Origin of the sequence: Salegentibacter sp. (assembly GCF_041642575.1) — a bacterium.
Lineage (GTDB): Bacteria > Bacteroidota > Bacteroidia > Flavobacteriales > Flavobacteriaceae > Salegentibacter.
In genome coordinates this window covers 86614-106216 of the sequence record NZ_JBEPWD010000001.1, presented here as the reverse complement: position 1 = coordinate 106216, position 19603 = coordinate 86614, and the positions used below count along the sequence as shown (strand labels likewise).

Genomic DNA, 19603 nt, shown 5'->3' with positions numbered 1-19603 from the left:
TACTTTAATTTGATCCTGTTTAAATTGTAAAAAGCTTATACAAAATAATATAAGGGGCAATTTCAAGAGTGCAAAGGTACAAAATAAAATAGAACCAATTAGCGCTGATAAGACTTTGATTTTGTTTGTAAATGGTACTTAAGCTAACCACATTCATTAAAATCAGTAATCCCAGAAGGCTGTACATCAAAATTAATGGCGGGGTAAAAGCATAGAAAAAGAATATTAAGGGGATGAACAGCAGCAAGGCTATAAAATTTCGGTATGCTAGTTTCTGGTAAAGATAATAATCTATTATCCTGTCAAGATCAAAGATATTGGCGATAATCTTCTCAATGCCGAATTTCACCAGTACGAAACTGGTGTAACCGGTTGCTATCCTTATAAAAAGTACCATCTGGTTATCTACAGTTTCTATTGGTGAGAACAATTGAAAAAGCAGAAATAAAAACAAAGAAACCGATAAAATATTCAGCAGAAACATTAAAATGTTAAAAGGATGAAAAGCCTTATACTCCTTTCCTCTAAACACCATAAATTTGTTCGAAGTTAACAGGGAGATAAATTCCTCAAACCGCTGTGGATAAGTGGATTTTACAAGGCTCAACAGAATAAAGGCACCCAGCAGGATAAGGCTTATCCAGTCTAATGATTCTACGTGTCGTTCTATTGCCTGCAATTGAAATTTTTTACAAATGTAAAATTTTGAGGTTAACCCGGGGATTATAAAACTGAAGAAAATGAAGATTTAAAATGCATACATTTGTGCAAAAAGTTTTAGGATGACGAAGGGGATAATCATTATACCCACCTATAATGAGATTGAAAATATTGAGCGCCTGATTAGAAATGTCTTCTCTCAAAAGCACAAATTTGATATCCTGGTGGTAGATGATAATTCACCCGATGGTACTGCCGATAGGGTGAGGACGCTACAGGCTGAATATCATGATAACCTGTTTTTGGAAGAACGCAGAGGAAAGCTAGGATTGGGGACTGCATATATTCATGGGTTTAAATGGGCATTAAAAAAAAATTATGATTACGTTTTTGAAATGGATGCCGATTTTTCCCATAATCCCAACGATTTAATTAGATTGTATAATGCCTGCAAAAGGGGAGGATATGACGTGGCTATTGGATCGCGTTATGCTACAGGCGTGAATGTGATAAACTGGCCAATGAGCCGTGTTCTTTTGTCCTGGGGAGCTTCAAGGTATGTGAGGTTAATTACCAGGATGAATATTCAGGATACTACCGCCGGCTTTGTTTGTTATAATAGAAAGGTTCTGGAAAAAATTAACCTGGATCGAATCCACTTTGTGGGGTATGCCTTCCAGATCGAGATGAAATTTAAAGCACATCTGCTTGGGTTTAAAATAACTGAAGTGCCCGTGATCTTTACAGACAGGACTCAGGGGACTTCTAAAATGAGCGGTGGAATTATTTCTGAAGCCGTATTTGGGGTAATAATTATGAAAATAAAAAGTCTTTTTAAAAAAGATAAATTGTAATGAAGAAGGTTTTAATTAAGAATGCTCGTGTTGTTAACGAAGGGAAAATAAAGGAAGCTGACGTTTTCATCGAAAATGGAGTGATTGCAGAGATAGGAGAAAGCATTAGTCCGAAGTCTCCTGATGTTAATATTTATGATGCTGAAGGCACTTATTTATTACCTGGTCTTATAGACGATCAGGTGCATTTCAGAGAGCCGGGCCTAACTCATAAAGATACCATTGAATCAGGATCAAAAGCTGCAGTTGCAGGAGGAATTACCTCTTTCTTTGAAATGCCTAATACCCTACCGCAAACCACTACTGTAGAGCTGCTGGAAGAAAAATTCCAAATGGCGGCCGAAAGTTCTTATGCCAATTACTCTTTTATGTTTGGGGGTACTAATGATAACCTGGAGGAAATATTAAAAGTAGATCCCAAAAAAACGGCTGCTTTAAAATTATTCCTTGGTTCATCTACCGGGAACATGCTGGTTGATGATGAGAAGGTTTTAGAGGAGATCTTTTCTAAATCTCCACTGTTGATTGCGGTTCATTGTGAAGACGAAAAAACCATTCAGGAAAATCTTCAGGAAGCCATAGAGCGCTATGGAGAGGATATTCCAATGGAGCTTCATCCTAAGATAAGAAGTGAGGAAGCCTGCTACCTGTCTTCTTCAAAAGCAGTAGCCCTTGCCAAAAAGACTGGTGCCAGATTGCACGTTTTTCATCTTTCCACAGCTAAGGAGATCGGACTTTTTAGCAATAAAAAACCTCTAAAAGATAAAAAAATTACTGCTGAGGTTTGTGTTCATCATTTATGGTTTAATGATTCAGATTACGCAAAAAAGGGAACACTTATAAAATGGAACCCTGCAGTGAAAACGAAAAAAGATCAGGAAGCCTTGCTTCAGGGTCTTTTAGATGGTCATATTGATGTGCTGGCTACAGATCATGCCCCACATACCAAAGAGGAAAAGAAGAACAAATATACCAAAGCCCCAAGTGGAGGGCCATTGGTGCAACATGCACTTCCGGCAATGTTACAATTTCACCATCAGGGAAAAATTTCCCTTGAGAAAATTGTAGAAAAAATGTGTCATAATCCTGCAATTCTTTATCAGATAAAGGATCGTGGGTATATTCGTGTAGGTTATAAAGCCGATTTGGTTTTGGTAGATCTAAATGCCCCCTGGGCAGTTCAACCAGACAATATTGTATATAAATGTGGATGGTCTCCCTTTGAAGGTGTTACTTTTAAATCGAGGGTAACCCATACCTTTGTAAACGGAAACCTGGTTTACAAGAATTTCAAGCATCAGCCTTTTTCTAAAGTGGCAGAAAGAATAGAATTTGATCGATAAGATGAAAAGCAGGCTATATTCTATAATTTTAATATTGGTCTTTGCGAGTTGCCAGAATGTGGAGAAAACTGAAAAACCGGATAATCTCATTGCTGAAGATAAAATGGTTGAGGTACTAACTGAAATCTCCATCATGACCTCGGCACGCAATTTCAATAAGCGAAAGTTTGAAGCGACCGGGATAGAACCGCAAGAATATATCTATGAGAAATTTGGCATAGATAGTCTGCAATTTGAGCGAAGCAATGCTTTTTATGCTGAAAATTATACCGAATATGAAGATATCTATCTCCGGGTAAAAGAAAATCTTCAGGGAATGAAAGTTAAACTGGACTCTATTAGGGATGTAGAAAGGAAGATTAATGATTCTATCCTTGCTGCTGATGGCGGAATTGATAGCCTTCAGATAGATTCTTTAAGATTAGAAAACGATTCCCTTGAACTTGAACAAGAAGTACTAATAGATAGCCTGATAAACCCACGCTCTATCGAGGTGCAGTAATTTCTTTATTATAAATAACTGCCGTATCAGCAATTACCTTTTCCATAGGCGTAAACTCGTAATTTAGCTCGCTTCTTATTTTTTCATTGTTGTAATGAACATCTTCAGAAAGATTTTTAATGGTAATGGTTGTGATCTGGCGTTTGCCTCCGAAAATGCTTTTTACTTTTGAAAATGTCCAACCCACCCAAAGCATCCATTTTTTTAATTTTTTCTTCGGCTCAGGTTTATTCAGTTCCTGGGCGACTTTGTTCATCACCTTTCTGAAATTTATACTTTCAGCAACAACGATGAATTTCTCATTTTTAATTTCAGATTTCATAAGGAGTTGCATAGTTTCAACTACATCATGTACTCCAACAAAGCCGGTGATTTTTGAGATATAATAGTTCAAGCCCTTGTGTATTCTGCTGAAAATTGGTCCGCTTCCCGAATCCCAGTATCCCGGCCCAATAATTATCCCGGGATTTACAATCACTATTGGTAAACCTTCCTGTGAACCGCGCCACACTTCTATTTCAGCTCCATATTTTGAAATGGCATAATCGCTGTGATTTTCTTCCGGGTTCCATTCTATAGCTTCTTTTATCTCCGGTTTTTTATTATCCTTTCCAAGGCTTGCTACGCTGCTAACATGGCATAATTTCCTCACATTATGAGCAATACATAAGTTCACTACATTTGCTGTGCCGGTGATATTTGTTTTGCGAAGTTTCTGTAAATCAGCGGGATCAAAGGAAATTAGAGCAGCACAGTGATATACCTGTTCTATCCCCTGGAAAGCCTTCTCCATGGCCGGGATGTCATTGATATCTGCCCTTACCCATTCAATAGACTCAAAATATTCAGAAGCCTTTTCCGAAGAAGTATAATAGGAAAAAACTTCCTTTACACGATTCAGTTTGCTTTTGCTTCGGAACAATGCCCTGACTTTTTCGCCATTTTTTGCAAGCTCAAAGACCAAATGTGAGCCAACTAAACCGGTTGCACCTGTGATTAAAATCATGTGGTAAATATAGGGAAAGCACTTAGGAAAAATAAGAGTTTATGGTATCTTTACGGCTCTTTTTGCGTACAAAAAATATTATTATGACCAAGAATTTTATAGAGGAACTTACCTGGCGTGGGATGGTTCACGATGTGATGCCGGGCACCGAAGAACATTTAAACGAGGCGATGAGAGCTGCATATGTGGGAATAGATCCAACCGCCGATTCATTGCATATAGGCCATTTGGTGAGTGTGATGATGCTTCGGCATTTCCAGCTATGCGGCCATAAGCCTTTCGCGCTGGTTGGAGGTGCTACGGGAATGATTGGAGACCCGTCTGGTAAATCGGCAGAAAGAAATCTTCTGGACGAAGCCACCCTGAGGCATAATCAGGATGCCCTTAAGAATCAGCTTGCTAAATTTCTGGATTTTGAGAGTGATACTGAAAATTCGGCCGTAATGGTTAATAATTACGACTGGATGAAGAATTTCTCATTTCTTGGTTTTATCAGGGATGTGGGGAAACATATCACCGTCAACTATATGATGTCTAAAGATTCGGTTAAGAAAAGACTTTCCTCAGAAGCAGCTGAAGGGATGTCTTTTACTGAATTTACTTATCAGCTTGTACAGGGTTATGACTTTCTTCACCTGTTCAGGGAGCATAATTGCAGCCTGCAGATGGGTGGAAGCGACCAGTGGGGAAATATTACAACAGGTACCGAATTGATCAGAAGAATTGCAAACGGAAAAGGTTACGCCCTGACCTGCCCTCTTATCACTAAAGCAGACGGTACTAAGTTCGGAAAGACTGAAAGTGGAAATATTTGGTTGGACCCAGAACGCACCTCCCCATATAAATTCTACCAGTATTGGGTAAATACCAGTGATGTTGATGCTGAGAGATATATCAAGATCTTTACTTTTCTAAGTCGGGAGGAAATTGAAAAACTTGTTGAAAATCACAAAGAAGCTCCACATTTAAGGCAATTACAAAAGACCCTGGCTGAAGAGATCACAGTGACGGTTCATTCCCGTGAAGATTTTGAGAATGCCGTAAAAGCTTCTGAAGTTCTCTTCGGAAAAAGTACAGCCCAGGATCTGAAAGATCTAAATGAAGCAACCTTTCTGGATGTTTTTGAAGGCGTTCCGCAGGCAGAAGTTTCAAAAGAGGCGATAAATAATGGTCTTGATATGATTGCTGCTCTTTCTGCTGAAACCGGATTTCTTAAATCAAACGGAGAGGCGAGGAGAGCACTCAAGGAAAATTCGGTTTCTGTAAATAAAGAAAAAGTGAAAGAAGATTACCAGTTAACTTCAGAAGATCTTATAAACGGGAAATACATCATCCTGAATAAAGGGAAGAAAAACACTTACATCATAAGAGCGGTTTAGTTTATAATACAAAACCCCGTAAACAGGGCGTCTACGGGGCTTGCAACTAACTAACCAATCTAATATGAAAAAATTTCACTTAGCCTGTAAGAATCAATAGATCTTATCCTATTTTCAACTTACATTTATTAAGTCGATAGAATTTCAAAAAATTACACCCTAAATTGGAATTTAACGTAAAATTTACATTTTTTAGGTTTATTTAATTCTTGTGGAGGACTCGTTTGGTAATCAGAGTATTAGAAGATTGCAGCCTCGGATGTCGCTATGATCGAAACGGCCTAGAATTTCAGTTTTTCCCCTGGCTTTATTCCTTCCTAAGTCCTGAGTAGCGATAAATGAACAAGAGTTAAAATTGGCTAGATCTATCACATTAATGCCCCCTGTTTTATTGAGTGGAAGGAGGCTGAGAGCGTCTTCAGAATCCCGAATAAGTATCTTCATCCATGGCGGGCATTCGAATATTCCCTCTCCGTAAGAATAAGCCTGGGATAAAAGTTCGGTCATTCCATATTCGCTGTGAATTACGGAAACACCAAAACCTTTAAAGAGAATTTCGTGGAGCTCTGTTCTAATCATTTCCTTTCGGCGGCCTTTCATTCCCCCGGTTTCCATTACTATGGTATTTTTCAGGTTGAATTTATAACGTTCCACCAGGTCCAGTAAGGCAAAGGATACACCAATGAGGAGGGTCTTTTTTCCGGCTTTTTCTGTTTTTTCTAAAGTTTTGTGTAAGTCATCCAGGTTATGGAGATAAAACCCGCTTTCGGCTTGCTTGCTTTTTTTGATAAGGGCATCGGCCATGAAGATTAGCGAAGATCCAGTGCGTTCCAGATAGGAAGGTAAAAGAGCCAGAATTACCATTTCTTCCGGTTTTCCATAGAATCTTTCAAAAGCTGTTAAAAAGCTTTTTTCATAAAGGCTAAGATCTGTTACATAATGTTTACTGGTTTGATTTCCGGTAGTGCCACTACTGGTGAAAATAATCTCCGGGGAGTTTTGGGTGGAAACTATTTTATGTGATTTAAAGAATTCTATAGGCAGAAAAGGAATTTCCTGCAGGCTACTTACGTTGTTAGGATTTTTATTCAGTAGCTCACAAAACTGCTTGTAAACCTTATTGTTTTGGTACTGAAATTTGAACACTCTCAACGCCAGACCCCGGAATTCTGTCTCGTTCTGTACTGAAAATATTTCCTCTGATAGCATAAGCCGAAATTAAACCGAAAAGCACAATAAAAAAAGCTTCTGTTTTCCAGAAGCTTTAAAATATTTAAAAAAGTGATTTTTATTTTATAACCAGTTTTCTGGTTGCTTTTTTACCGTTTTCTGTAATCTTAAAAATATAAATCCCGGGAGACAAAGAAGAAACATCCATTTCTCGACTATTCAGCCTGGTTCTGTGAATAGGCTTTCCTATTACATTATAAATTTCAATCTCCTTTTCAAGGTTTAAATCGGTGGTGATGTAAACTTTCCCGTTAGTTACCGGGTTAGGATAGATAGATAATCCATCTATAGAATGTTCTGTCTGACTTTTCCCATACGTCGATTCCTGAGCCACAGCCGGTGCTGAAACCCAAAGAAAAAATACCAGGAGAAAAGTAAATAAGTAGTATTGCTTCATTCTTTTATATAGACGTTATTACAAACTTACAAATAAAATTTCAAAAATCCTGCCAGAAAATGAGGCTATTATGAATTAAAGTTTTATAAAAAAAGGCTGCCTTGAAAAAGACAGCCTCTGGCGGCTAATTTATTTACTGTAAGAGGATTAAAACTTGTAACTATAACTTAATGAAATTGGGATTCCGGGTTTTCTGAGTGAATAGATTTGGTCTTCTGCTCCGAAGGATTGGAACCTGCTTTCTACCGCATCATCCAAAATATTTGATACTTTAAATGATAGGGTAGAGTTCTTTTCTTCACCAAAAGATTTATTCACGTTAAGATTAAGACTGTGAAATGGCATAGTGTAAACATCAGGCACGGTTCCCAGGCCTACAAGCTCCAGAGTTTTTCCCTGTGTGTTGTAGAAAATCCCGGCTTGCCACCCACTTTCAGGGTCGGTGTAATCCAAACCGGCATTTATTAGGAATGGTGATTGTCCCTGTAATTGCCTGGTGCCATCAAATTCTTCATCAGGTCTAAGGTTGCGCTGTCGCGATTCGTACTCCCCACTTGGGCTTCTATCCATTTCAACTTTTGAATCTATAACAGATATGTTGAGGTTTGCACTTAATTTTCGTAAGCCTTCAGTAACAAATCCAAAATTCTTTCTCAATTCAATTTCTGCTCCAACTACTGTTGCATCATTAACATTTCTGGGTTGGAAGTTATCTGCTGAAAAATCACTATAAACAGAAAGTTCAATAGGATCCGTAAATTTTTTGTAGAAAGCACTAACAGCAAAAAGCTGCGCATCGTCGCCATAGATTTCGTATCGTGCGTCAACATTGTCTACATAGGTGGGTTGCAGGTCTATATTACCAATAAAAGTCCTGTTGGTTAAGGGGTCGTAAATTTGAGCAATTGAAGCCTCCTTAAACGATGGCCTTGCGGTAGAACGACTATAGGAAAGTCTAAGATTACTATCATTATTAAGGCTGTAGATTAAGTTTGCTGAAGGAAAAAGATCGGTTTTATCTATAAGTTGTTCATCTTCCAGAACCAGATCCCCCAGGTTGTTTTGCCCTGTATAGAAAAGATCAAATTTTTCAAGCCTTACCCCAAGGATTGCTTTTAGATTTTCGGTTACTTTAAATTCTTCTGAAACATATGCCGAAGCATTCGCATTATAGGCATCATACGTGTTTGCAGGCTCGTAAAATCCATTTATATAAGAACCTGCCTGGTTCTCTGGCGTCCAGATATTTCCGGGTGCAAGCACCTGGTTCGGATCGCCTTCAAAACGCTGGCTAATTGAGCCCTGGATAAGGGTCTGGTACTGGTCTATAGTAAAATCCCTTTGCTTGTAGGTGTAGCCTCCACCAAATTTGAGACTTGCATCTCTTCCAAAAAGCTGATGTTTTTTTGTGAAATCTACTTTCCCGGCCAGGTTGATCTCCTCCAGGTTTCTCCAGATTCTTGTAGGACTTTCTGAGGAGCTTGGGCGTATACTATAAGTGTTATTGCTTGGGTTATATTCAAAAGCAGTAATCCTTACATCTTTATCATAAACCCGGGAAAGGCTTGGTGAAAGTTTCCATTCGGTAGTCCAGCTTGCATCTTTGTTGGTGTGTTTCCCACTTAATAAAGCATTGGTTATAGAACGTTGGGTATATTCAAGGTTGTCTCTAAAAACCGTAATGGCATCAGAAACAAGGATTTCTTCTCTAAAATTACCGGCCGTAGATTCTCCATTCTGAATATGAAGTAAATTAAGCTGGTATTTAGATTGTTCGGTTTTAAAGGCAAGCCCGGTTAGTGCGCTAACCAAAGCGTTTTCTTTTCCCACATCACCGCTCAGTAATCTTGAGGGGCGAAGCTCAAATTCTGAAGTTTCCCTTGGTTTTAACCAGGAATTGTTTTCAAAATCTTCAAAATACTCTGAAGTATTTTTGTAAGAGAGCGAGGCAAAATATCCCAGTTTATTATTTTCCTTACCAACATCATATTGGTTACCCGCGGTAAAACCAACGCTATAATCCATATTATTTTGTTGTCTTGTACCACCTAAAGTTGGGTTGAAGCGTTCGGTAAGTCTGGTAAGGGCCGCGTCATTATCAAAAGGTCTTGGGAAAGTCTGGTTTCTATTAACGGGAAGGTCTCTGGTACCATCGTCAAAACCAAGAAAATCGGTGTCTCCCCCATCATACTGAAGGAAATCTGAATTGAAGTGCATAGATGGATTGTAAGTGCCACCAAGTGAAACACTATATTCTTCCTGGCTAGGGAAATCTTTGGTGATAATATTAATCATTCCCCCGGTGAAATCGGCGGGATTATCGGCGGTAAGTGATTTCACAACCATAACATTATCCAGAATGTTGGTAGGAAAAATGTCCATCTGTAAGGTGTTACGATCTGGATCCAGGCCGGGAACGTCCATTCCGTTCAGTATAGATTTGGTGTAACGATCTCCCAGTCCTCTTACATAAACATATTTCCCTCCCTGAACAGAAACCCCGGGAATAGTTTTTACTGCTGAAGAAACCTCTCCTGCCCCTATTTTATCGAAAGTCTGCGAAGAAAGTCCATCGGTTAAATTAACCGAATTTTTCTGCATGGTTAATACGGAAGCTTCAGTGTCTCTGGCAGTTGTGGTAGTAATTATAACTTCGTCCAGGGCTCCGGCTGAAGATTTCATTTCTACATTTAGAGTTGTTACTTCTTCATCTTCTACAACAACATCAGAAACTTCTAAAGTCTCATAACCCACAAAAGAAAAAACTACAGTGTAGGTTCCCGGGGCCGTATTTAAACTGAAATCTCCTTCAAAATCTGAAGTGGTTCCGGTATTTGTTCCTTTTATGGAAACATTGGCAAAAGGCAAAACATCATTGGCTTCAACATCGTAAATGTTTCCTGAAATCTTTCCGGTTTGTGCCTGTGTTAAACTTATGAAAAAACTAAAAAATAAAACTAGTGAAAATTGGGTTTTCATATAATAATAATTAAAAATCTGAATACTAAATTGCCCGCCTTAAAAAAGGCGAGCAATTTGTAAAATGTGCTATTTCGGTTTTTGCTTCTTAATTAGAATGCACCTTTAAAACTTGCATAAGTCCACCCGAAAACAGAAACATCTGCACCAGTGGTTTCCTGATCCTGATCTACAGCGGTGGCAAATTCTTCAGCATCACTTGAAAGATCAGTACTATTGGTGGTGTCGTTAAATAGTTGAGAAACATTATCTACACCTTCGGGAAGTACAATTTCCCAGTTGCTAAAGCTTAATTCACCGTCATTGTAATTTGTAGCGGTAGCATCACCGTCAAGCTCCAGGTCCTGATCGGCATTAAAACCGCGAACAAAAACATTGTTTACCTGGCCGCGTGCACCATCTCTAAAATCTGCAATCTCACCGGAAGGAGCATTCGCATCTCCAACTATTGTTAAGTCTTCCAAAACAAAAGCATCTTCAAATGTTCCTTCTGGTCCATCAATTTCTAAAGCATGATCAGATTCAGCTCCCTGAATAACTAATGCGTTTGTAATAGTTCCAGAGTAAGCCTGGTCAATATCCAAACCATCATCTCCACCGGCGAAAGCCACAAGGTTACTAGAGTTTACGGTACCACCAAACCATTCAAAGCCATCGTCTACGTTTCCAACAATTTCAACGTGATCGATAACTGTACCGTTACCAACACCTCCCATTGTAAGTCCGTTAATTTCGTTACCGGAACCGATAAGTGCTCCACCGTGACGAATAGATACGTATTTAAATACTCCTGAATTATCTTCAGGGTCATTACCTCCATATCTTCCGAAGTCATCATCTGCAGGAATCCCTTCAATTTGTGATTCATCAGAATCACCTTCAAATGAGCTTGGTGCGCGTCCCAGAATTAATACTCCGCCCCAAAGGCCACGGTCATTTTCGTCGAGGTTCGATCCTTGTTTTTCACCAAGGTCGATATTGTCATTTATGGAAGTAAAAATAATTGGCTCGTCAGCAGTACCTTCAGCCATGATTTTGCCCCCACGGGCTACAATAAGGGCCGAGGCTAAAGAACCTGTTCCTTCTGCTCCTTTAATAATGGTTCCTGGTTCTATAGTAAGGGTAGCTCCATCACCAACAACAAATTTTCCGTTTATTTCCCACATAACATCATTGGTTAAAGTGAAGTCTTCTGTTAGTAGTCCGGAAAGATCTTCATCTACTGGAGTTTGACCATCTCCGTCTCCATCTCCTTCACATGGCGCACAAGGCCCGCCACAATCAACACCTGTTTCGTTACCGTTCTGGATTCCATCTGTACAGGTTGCAAGTGGTTCTGTTGGTACATCATCATCTTCACTACAGCTGGTAAGACCTAAAGTTGCGATAGCGAATCCTGCAATAATTAGTTTTTTCATAAGTCAAAAAATTTAGTTTTTGTTTCAGTATTTTAATTTGAAGCAAATAAACGAGCATAGTTTAAGTGTGATCTTAGCTTAAGTTTAAGCTTATGTTATTCTGAAACTTTTAATATTAAATTTAGGTTTACTACTAAGCTGTTTTCGGCCTGAACTGCGGTATATATTGGACTCAATTTTTTACCTGTGCTTTGAAAAGGCTTGATTATAAATGCTTTTGAAGAAAATTCTTTATATTACCTTAAGGTTAAGACTTCGCGAGGGTGAATTATCGGGTAGGAATTTATACTTACTTTTACTTCAAAATAAGAACACAATTAAATACTGATGAAAAAGAGTGAAATTAAAATTCTGTTGGTAGACGATGAGCCGGATATCCTTGAAATAGTCGGTTACAATTTAAGGACAGAAGGCTACCAGGTAATCACTGCTGAAAACGGTGCAGAGGCAGTTAAACTGGCAAAAAAGCACAAACCACAGCTTATCATCCTGGATGTAATGATGCCTGAAATGGACGGGATAGAGGCCTGCGAACAGATTAGAAATATCGCCGGCCTTGAAGACACCATCATCACCTTTTTAACAGCAAGAGGAGAAGACTATTCACAAATGGCAGGATTTGATGCCGGAGCCGACGATTATATTACAAAACCTATCAAACCCAAGGTTTTAGTGAGTAAAGTAAAGGCGCTTTTGAGACGCTTTAAAGAGGATTCAGGTTCTACAAATATTCTGAAAATCGGGGAGTTGGTTATTGATCGCGATCAGTATAAAGTGATTAAAAATGATCAGGAATTAGTACTGCCACGAAAGGAATTTGAATTACTTTCCCTGCTTACCTCAAAACCGGGGAAGGTTTTTAAAAGAGAAGATATTCTTGATAAGGTTTGGGGAAACGAAGTAGTTGTTGGAGGGCGCACTATTGATGTGCATATTAGGAAATTACGTGAAAAGATAGGAGATGAATCTTTCAAAACCGTGAAAGGGGTTGGCTATAAGTTTGTGATTTAATGGCAAAAAAATTTAAACGCTCATATAAATTTGCGATTAAAACTTCAATCTATATTACCGTTTTTCTTTCGGTAGCTGTAGGCTTGTATGCTCATTTTACTACAGGCTTTGAGTGGTTTCCGGTCCTGATTCTAGGGCTTTTAACTTACCTTTTTTCCTTTTTCATCATACAATACAGAGTAGAGCATTTTATCTATAAACGGATTAAAAAGATCTATGATAATGTTTCCCTGCTGGACTCAACTACACTTAACCCCAGCCAGGTCACTACAGATATGGCGTCACTTACCCGTGAAGTAGAAAGATTTGCCGAGTATAATAAACTCGAGATCGAAACTCTTAAAGTTAGGGAGGCTTATCGAAAGGAATTTATGGGAAATGTCTCCCATGAATTGAAAACTCCTTTGTTTACGGTTCAGGGGTACATCCTTACGCTCCTGGACGGGGCGATTAAGGATAAGGCCGTTAGAAAAAAATATTTGCAACGTGCTAACAAAGGTGTAGAACGCCTTATCTATATCGTAAAAGATCTGGATATGATCACCAAACTTGAGGCGGGAGAATTACATCTTAATATGGAAGATTTCAATATCGTTGAGCTTGTTCAAAACTCCTTCGACCTGCTCGAGATGAAAGCTGCAAAGAAGAATATAACCCTTGTTTTCGATATGCCTTACGATCGGCCGGTGATGGTTCGAGCGGACCGCGACCGGATTCAGCAAGTGGTTTCCAATCTCATTGTGAATTCAATTAAGTACGGAAAAAAAGGAGGGACCACCGAGGTTAGCATCGAAAATCTCATTAAAAATAAGGTGATTGTGAGAATTACTGATAACGGTGAAGGAATAGAAAAAGAAAATATTCCCCGGCTTTTTGAACGATTCTATCGGGTGGACAAGAGCGGAAGCCGTAAGGAAGGTGGCTCCGGCTTAGGTCTTTCTATCGTCAAACATATCATTGAAGCGCATAACGAAAAAATCTATGTGGACAGCGTCTTTGGTGTTGGAAGTGAATTTTCATTTACCCTTGAAAAGAGTAAAAAGATCACCAAAGTCGGTAACAAACCCAAAGTCTCGAAAACCGCTAAAACTCTTTAATCTTTCTAATTCGGAAATCTTAAATTTGCTTTGAGTGCAAAACGGAGCAACTCCCAGTTTATCGAGACGCTCTGCTAGGTATTCCTGTTCGAATTGCCCGGGTGTGGGGATCAAAAATGCTTTTTTTTCAAGCTTTGAAAGGTCCATTATGCTAGTGTAACCAGATCTGCAGACTATTATTTCACTGGAGTTTAGGTCCTTTTCCAACTCTTCTCCAAAAAGATAATTTCTGATCTCCAAATTAGGGTTGTTCATTTGAGTAATAAACTCGCTCTCTTCCAAAACACCTCTCACAAAAAGAGTTTTTTCTGAAGTCTCCTTAAATTCCTGAAGTAAAATCTTTTCCAGAATGGAACGTTGAGGTTCCGGGCCTGAGAGAAGAATCATTATTTTAAAATTTTTCGGAATATCTTTTTTGCTGAACCTGCTTAACGGGCCCATATATTTTACTTCTTCGGGAGTCTTTTTCATATGGCCCAAAAATCCGCTCAGGTTTTTTGAGCCGGGAAGATCAGGCACCCAACATTCATCAAATTTCCGAATATACTTTTGGTGGAGTTTACTGCTTAACCAGGTTGTGTTGCCGGAAAGCACATTGAGCTGGTGCGTGATAAAAACACATTTAAGATGCCTGTAGCGCACTCCCAAACGATTATCAGAAATTATTCCGTTTAAGTTGTATTTTTCTACCAGCCTTTTTGTTTCCTTTTTTTCAGCCTTAATGACCTTTATTATTCTGGGGCTTTCTAAAAACAGTTTCCATTTTAACAAATTAGGCGCGGCGGAATATTCAATATTATATGAAGGGAGTTCTTCTGCCTGGAGATCAGGAAACTCCTTTTTTAGCAAGGAAAGAGCAGCCCCATCTGAAGCTATTATTGGTTCATAACCATGAGCGATCAATCCGTTGATAATTGGAATACAACGCGTGGCGTGACCTAATCCCCAGTTAAGCGCCGCAACCAAAATTCGCTTCTTCTTCATATATATTATTATATATTACTTCTGTTGGCTAATTTCCTTAATTTTGTCAAAATTTCAAACAAGCTGTGGGTAGTAAAAATAAATTAAAACGATTTAAGGAAAACGAAAGCTTTGAAAATGTTATTCAGCCATCCAGAGATATATTGGAAAAGGATGATTTCAGTTTAAAAGGGAAATGGCGAAAAGAATTCTTTAAAAATGACAATCCTATTGTTTTAGAACTGGGATGCGGAAAAGGCGAGTACAGTGTAGGACTTGCAGAATATTATCCCGATAGGAATTTTATAGGGATAGATATTAAGGGTGCCCGGTTTTGGAGAGGAGCTAAAACTGCAATGGAAGATAAACTGGGGAATGTCGCTTTTGTGAGAGCTCAAATAGAACTTATCGACAAGATCTTTGCCGAAAATGAGATCGATGAAATCTGGATAACCTTCCCTGACCCACAGATAAAATATAAGCGTACCAAGCATCGGTTGACTAACGCTGCATTCCTGGAAAAGTATAAGCATATTTTAAAACCAGAAGGGCTCGTGAATTTGAAAACCGACAGCGAATTTATGCACGGCTACACCCTGGGGCTGTTACACGGGCAGGGCCAGGAGATACTTTATGCTCATCATGATATTTATAAAAACGAATACTCTCCAAAAGAGGTAAGAGACATCCAGACTTTCTACGAAAAACAGTATCTTGAACAGGGAAAACCTATTACCTATATTCAATTTAGGATAAAATAGCGCCTTTTGGAGGAAACTAAACTCTTTCTAATCACCTATTTTGCTGCCCTTATCGGAGTAATACCTCCAGGTCTTGTTAATATGACTGTTGCCAAAACCTGTGTGGAACATGGAAAGCGCAACGGTCTTTATGTGGCTTTAGGAGCTTCCAGTGTTGTATTATTACAAGCTCTGATTGCCGTACTCCTTGCTAAATATATTTTTGATAACATTTTCGTACAGAGCATACTATTGCGGGCTGGCCTTGTGATTTTTATTCTGTTAGGCATATATTTTTTGTTAATGGCTAAAAGGCGCGGAGAAATAGAACACACTACCCATAAAGCAAATGCCAATAGTATTTTTAAAGGCATGTTGATATCTGTTCTTAATTTGTTTCCCATCCCATATTTTGTTGCTATTGCAGGAGCGCTTAATTTGGGAGTGGGAGTAACCTATGAATGGTCTTTGATCTTTGCCTTTGTCTTAGCGGCGGCCCTTGGAAGCTTCACTACACTTTATTTGTATGTCCTGTCTTTTATTAAAATTGAAAAGTACGCTGAACAATTTTCAGAATATTCCAATTATTTCATGGCCAGCCTGATGCTTATCTTAGTCATTATAACAATTCTCAGAATTTATTATTTATGATCTCCGGGGAAAAGAATTTCTTTGAGAAGGTCTACGAACTTGTTCGGCAAATACCTTACGGTAGAGTAACTTCTTATGGAGCCATCGCTAAGGCAATCGGTTCGCCGCAAAGCGCCAGGATGGTTGGCTGGGCGATGAATGCTTCTCATAAACTTGAAGATGTTCCGGCACATCGGGTGGTAAACCGCATTGGACTTCTTAGTGGAAAACATCATTTTGGAGATAGTAATGCCATGCAAAATTCCCTGGAAGCAGAAGGTGTGCTCGTAAGCGATAATAAGGTGGAGGATTTTGATAAATATTTCTGGGATCCGCCGGTTAATTTGAATCCATAATTCGGGCTTATTACACCATAAATCAATTATAGTCAAATACTTCGTTTTCTTAGCTTTTCCACCTATATTTGCATTTAGAATCAGTCTACATAAGGTTGATTCCTGTTGACTTTATTAATAGAATTGATTGTAAGGACTGGGACATTTATGCGGCAAAGCACAGACCTTATGCTTAAAATATATCAAGATGAAATTAGATAGAAAAGATATCCTTAAAGCCCTTGAAACTATAAGCGTTGCCGGTGAAGGCAAAAATATAGTAGAAAGCGGTGCTGTTCAAAATGTCATGACCTTTGGGGACGAGGTGGTTGTAGATCTTGTGATCAATACCCCCGCGCTTCATATTAAAAAACGTGCTGAGGTGGATGTGCTGAAAGCCATTCATGAGCATGTTTACCAGAAAGCCAAAGTGAAAGTAAATATAAAAGTTGATGCTCCTGATAAAAAACCTGAGATTAAAGGAAAACAAATTCCTGGAATCAGTAATATTATTGCTGTAGCCTCAGGAAAAGGCGGCGTTGGGAAATCTACGGTTACTGCAAATATGGCGGTAACATTGTCTAAAATGGGCTTTAAAGTGGGTCTTTTGGATGCTGATATCTACGGCCCTTCAGCACCGATTATGTTTGATGTAGAGGCTGAGAAACCTCTTTCTGTAAATATTGACGGGAAATCTAAAATGAAACCCGTTGAAAACTATGGCGTAAAAATACTTTCCATTGGTTTCTTTACACAGCCAAATCAGGCTGTAGTCTGGCGTGGTCCTATGGCTGCCAAGGCCCTTAATCAAATGATCTTTGATGCGGCCTGGGGAGAACTTGACTTTCTGTTAATCGACCTTCCTCCAGGTACAGGTGATATCCACCTTTCTATCATGCAGTCTTTGCCAATTACGGGAGCAGTAGTGGTTAGCACCCCGCAAAATGTTGCTTTAGCCGATGCCAGAAAAGGAGTGGCTATGTTCCGTCAGGATAGCATAAACGTTCCTGTTTTAGGAATAGTTGAGAATATGGCATATTTCACACCTGATGAGCTGCCGGAAAACAAATATTATATCTTCGGAAAGCACGGTGCAAGAAACCTGGCTGAAGATCTTGAAACTCCGTTCCTCGGTGAGATCCCGTTAGTACAGAGCCTGAGAGAATCTGGAGATATTGGAAGGCCTGCTGCTCTTCAAACTGCAACCCCAATTGAAGCTGCATTTGAGGAGATTACCAGGAATATGGTTCAGCAAACGGTAAATCGTAATCAGAGTTTGCCACCTACCGAAGCAATTAAAATCACCACTATGGCCGGTTGTAGTGCCGTTAATAAAAAATAGATGACAAGCGAAGAAATCAGACTAAATGTAGAAAAAGCTCTTGCTGAAATTCGACCCTTTCTGGAAAGTGATGGAGGCAATATTTCTTTGGTCTCTATCGAAGATGACCGGTTGGTGAAAGTACAGTTAGAGGGGGCCTGTGTGGGTTGTACGGTAAACCAAATGACCCTAAAATCTGGTGTGGAAATGACCATTAAAAAATACGTTCCGCAAATTGAGCAGGTTGTAAATATTGAAAGGTAAGCCGCTAGGTTTCCTAAAATGAAAAAGAAGAATGATTAAAACCGATATACTTATCATTGGTGCCGGACCAACAGGACTTTTTGCCGTTTTTGAAGCCGGATTATTAAAATTAAAATGTCATCTAATTGATGCATTAGCTCAACCTGGCGGCCAATGTTCAGAGATCTATCCCAAAAAACCTATTTACGATATTCCCGGATTTCCAGAAATACTCGCAGGGGATCTTGTAGATAATTTAATGGAACAAATTAAGCCTTTTGAACCCGGCTTTACTTTAGGGGAAAGGGCAGAAACCATAGAAAAACAGGAAGACGGTAGTTTTATCGTTACCACTAGTAAAGGCACAAAACACCATGCTCCCGTTGTGGTTATAGCCGGTGGTCTTGGTAGTTTCGAACCTAGAAAACCCCCAATTACTAACATCCAGCAATACGAAGATAAGGGAGTAGCTTATATTATCCGTGATCCGGAGATATACCGTGATAAAAAAGTTGTAATTGCTGGGGGAGGAGATTCAGCATTAGACTGGTCTATTTATCTTGCTGAAATTGCTTCGGAAGTTTCCCTGGTTCATCGCCGAAAGGATTTCCGTGGCGCCTTGGATTCTGTAGAAAAAGTAGAGAAACTCTCCAAAGAAGGAAAGGTTAAGCTCATCACCGAAGCGGAGGTTACTGACCTTAAGGGAGATGAAACTCTTGAAAGTGTTGTAATTACACGTCGTAGTGAGGCTTCAGAAAAGGAAATTAAAGAAACCGATTATTTTATTCCATTATTTGGCCTTTCGCCTAAACTTGGCCCAATCGCCGATTGGGGACTGGAAATTGAGAAAAATGCCATCAAGGTTGATAATACTTACGATTATCAAACCAATATCCCCGGCATTTATGCCATTGGCGATGTGAATACCTACCCCGGAAAGTTAAAACTTATTCTTTGTGGTTTTCACGAAGCCGCGATAATGTGCCAGAGTGCCTATCAGCGTATTTTTCCAGAGAAAAAATATGTAATGAAATACACTACGGTGAGCGGGATTAATGGTTTTGATGGAAGTAAAAAAGAGGCTAAAAGAGAGGTTGTAAAAAGCATAAATTAAGGAATGTCAGATATTAAGATCACCATAATTGATAGGAAAGGTGAGGCTCACCGGGTAAATGCTCCTACTGATATGAATATGAACCTGATGGAAGTTATTCGCTCTTTTGAGTTGGCTCCGGAAGGTACTATTGGGATTTGTGGCGGAATGGCTATGTGTGCATCCTGTCAATGTTATATGCTTAATTACGAACATTTGTTACCTGAAAAAAGCTACGAAGAGGAAGATATGCTGGATCAGGCTTTTTTTGTTCAGGATAACAGCCGCTTAAGCTGCCAGGTGCCCATTACCGAAGAGCTTGATGGCCTGGAAGTGAAAATAGCTCCTGAAGTACCTTAATTGAATTGATTAAAACGATTGAGGATTTTTTCAAACGTTTTT

Annotated in this window: 20 protein-coding genes; 13 read left to right on the top strand and 7 right to left on the bottom strand. The window is 39.2% G+C overall.

What is annotated here, in order from left to right; translation table 11 throughout:
- Positions 1 to 19: 19 nt before the first annotated feature.
- Entirely contained in the window at positions 20 to 679 is a 660-nt protein-coding gene (locus ACESK1_RS00485) for a DUF4271 domain-containing protein (RefSeq protein ID WP_372916798.1), read from the bottom strand.
- A gap of 103 nt (positions 680 to 782) precedes the next feature.
- Between ACESK1_RS00485 and ACESK1_RS00480 the strand changes: the two genes are divergently transcribed.
- From ACESK1_RS00480 to ACESK1_RS00470, 3 genes are read left to right on the top strand one after another with little or no spacing between them, the layout of a single operon-like run.
- Positions 783 to 1514, top strand: coding sequence for a polyprenol monophosphomannose synthase (locus ACESK1_RS00480; protein WP_372916796.1), 732 nt, complete (start codon positions 783 to 785; stop codon positions 1512 to 1514).
- Positions 1514 to 2857 (top strand): dihydroorotase, encoded by a 1344-nt coding sequence (locus ACESK1_RS00475; protein WP_372916794.1) that lies wholly within the window; start codon positions 1514 to 1516, stop codon positions 2855 to 2857. Before ACESK1_RS00480 ends, ACESK1_RS00475 begins: the two co-directional genes overlap by 1 nt.
- 1 nt (position 2858) lies before the next feature.
- On the top strand, positions 2859 to 3359 hold the full coding sequence (locus ACESK1_RS00470; RefSeq protein ID WP_372916792.1) for a DUF4296 domain-containing protein: 501 nt from the start codon (positions 2859 to 2861) through the stop codon (positions 3357 to 3359).
- Here the strand turns inward: ACESK1_RS00470 and ACESK1_RS00465 are convergent.
- Positions 3343 to 4365 (bottom strand): NAD-dependent epimerase/dehydratase family protein, encoded by a 1023-nt coding sequence (locus ACESK1_RS00465; protein ID WP_372916790.1) that lies wholly within the window; start codon positions 4363 to 4365, stop codon positions 3343 to 3345. The genes ACESK1_RS00470 and ACESK1_RS00465 overlap by 17 nt on opposite strands.
- Before the next feature lie 83 nt (positions 4366 to 4448).
- Here ACESK1_RS00465 and tyrS point away from each other — a divergent pair, with 83 nt between their 5' ends.
- On the top strand, positions 4449 to 5744 hold the full coding sequence (tyrS, locus tag ACESK1_RS00460) for a tyrosine--tRNA ligase (protein WP_372916788.1): 1296 nt from the start codon (positions 4449 to 4451) through the stop codon (positions 5742 to 5744).
- A 231-nt stretch (positions 5745 to 5975) separates the two neighbouring features.
- On the opposite strand, the gene ACESK1_RS00455 is transcribed toward tyrS, so the two are convergent.
- The 4 genes from ACESK1_RS00455 to ACESK1_RS00440 form a co-directional block, all read right to left on the bottom strand.
- A complete protein-coding gene (locus ACESK1_RS00455; protein WP_372916786.1) occupies positions 5976 to 6953 on the bottom strand; it encodes an acyl transferase in 978 nt (325 codons plus the stop codon).
- 79 nt (positions 6954 to 7032) lie between these two features.
- Positions 7033 to 7371, bottom strand: a complete 339-nt coding sequence (locus ACESK1_RS00450; RefSeq protein WP_372916784.1) for a T9SS type A sorting domain-containing protein — start codon at positions 7369 to 7371, stop codon at positions 7033 to 7035.
- Between the two features lie 147 nt (positions 7372 to 7518).
- On the bottom strand, positions 7519 to 10350 hold the full coding sequence (locus tag ACESK1_RS00445; RefSeq protein ID WP_372916782.1) for a TonB-dependent receptor domain-containing protein: 2832 nt from the start codon (positions 10348 to 10350) through the stop codon (positions 7519 to 7521).
- A gap of 92 nt (positions 10351 to 10442) precedes the next feature.
- Positions 10443 to 11768 (bottom strand): hypothetical protein, encoded by a 1326-nt coding sequence (locus ACESK1_RS00440; RefSeq protein ID WP_372916780.1) that lies wholly within the window; start codon positions 11766 to 11768, stop codon positions 10443 to 10445.
- Positions 11769 to 12095: 327 nt separating this feature from the next.
- Between ACESK1_RS00440 and ACESK1_RS00435 the strand changes: the two genes are divergently transcribed.
- On the top strand, positions 12096 to 12779 hold the full coding sequence (locus ACESK1_RS00435; RefSeq protein ID WP_372916778.1) for a response regulator transcription factor: 684 nt from the start codon (positions 12096 to 12098) through the stop codon (positions 12777 to 12779).
- Positions 12779 to 13876 (top strand): sensor histidine kinase, encoded by a 1098-nt coding sequence (locus tag ACESK1_RS00430; protein ID WP_372916776.1) that lies wholly within the window; start codon positions 12779 to 12781, stop codon positions 13874 to 13876. The genes ACESK1_RS00435 and ACESK1_RS00430 overlap by 1 nt, the downstream gene beginning before the upstream one ends.
- Here the strand turns inward: ACESK1_RS00430 and ACESK1_RS00425 are convergent.
- A complete protein-coding gene (locus tag ACESK1_RS00425) occupies positions 13796 to 14860 on the bottom strand; it encodes a glycosyltransferase (RefSeq protein ID WP_372916774.1) in 1065 nt (354 codons plus the stop codon). The genes ACESK1_RS00430 and ACESK1_RS00425 overlap by 81 nt on opposite strands.
- A 65-nt stretch (positions 14861 to 14925) precedes the next feature.
- On the opposite strand from ACESK1_RS00425, the gene trmB reads away from it, so the two are divergent.
- From trmB to ACESK1_RS00390, 7 genes are all read left to right on the top strand, one after another.
- Positions 14926 to 15600 carry a tRNA (guanosine(46)-N7)-methyltransferase TrmB gene (gene trmB / locus ACESK1_RS00420; RefSeq protein WP_372916772.1) on the top strand — a complete coding sequence of 225 codons (675 nt, stop codon included), beginning with the start codon at positions 14926 to 14928 and terminating at the stop codon, positions 15598 to 15600.
- A gap of 6 nt (positions 15601 to 15606) precedes the next feature.
- Complete coding sequence (locus ACESK1_RS00415; protein ID WP_372916770.1) at positions 15607 to 16230, top strand: LysE family translocator; 624 nt, start codon at positions 15607 to 15609, stop codon at positions 16228 to 16230.
- Positions 16227 to 16565 carry an MGMT family protein gene (locus ACESK1_RS00410; protein WP_372916768.1) on the top strand — a complete coding sequence of 113 codons (339 nt, stop codon included), beginning with the start codon at positions 16227 to 16229 and terminating at the stop codon, positions 16563 to 16565. Before ACESK1_RS00415 ends, ACESK1_RS00410 begins: the two co-directional genes overlap by 4 nt.
- Positions 16566 to 16752: 187 nt before the next feature.
- Positions 16753 to 17886 (top strand): P-loop NTPase, encoded by a 1134-nt coding sequence (locus tag ACESK1_RS00405; protein WP_372916765.1) that lies wholly within the window; start codon positions 16753 to 16755, stop codon positions 17884 to 17886.
- Positions 17887 to 18129: a NifU family protein gene (locus ACESK1_RS00400; RefSeq protein ID WP_372916763.1), complete on the top strand. Its 243-nt coding sequence runs from the start codon at positions 17887 to 17889 to the stop codon at positions 18127 to 18129.
- A gap of 31 nt (positions 18130 to 18160) precedes the next feature.
- Complete coding sequence (locus ACESK1_RS00395) at positions 18161 to 19222, top strand: NAD(P)/FAD-dependent oxidoreductase (RefSeq protein WP_372916761.1); 1062 nt, start codon at positions 18161 to 18163, stop codon at positions 19220 to 19222.
- 3 nt (positions 19223 to 19225) lie between these two features.
- Entirely contained in the window at positions 19226 to 19561 is a 336-nt protein-coding gene (locus tag ACESK1_RS00390) for a 2Fe-2S iron-sulfur cluster-binding protein (protein ID WP_372916759.1), read from the top strand.
- Positions 19562 to 19603 lie beyond the last annotated feature (42 nt).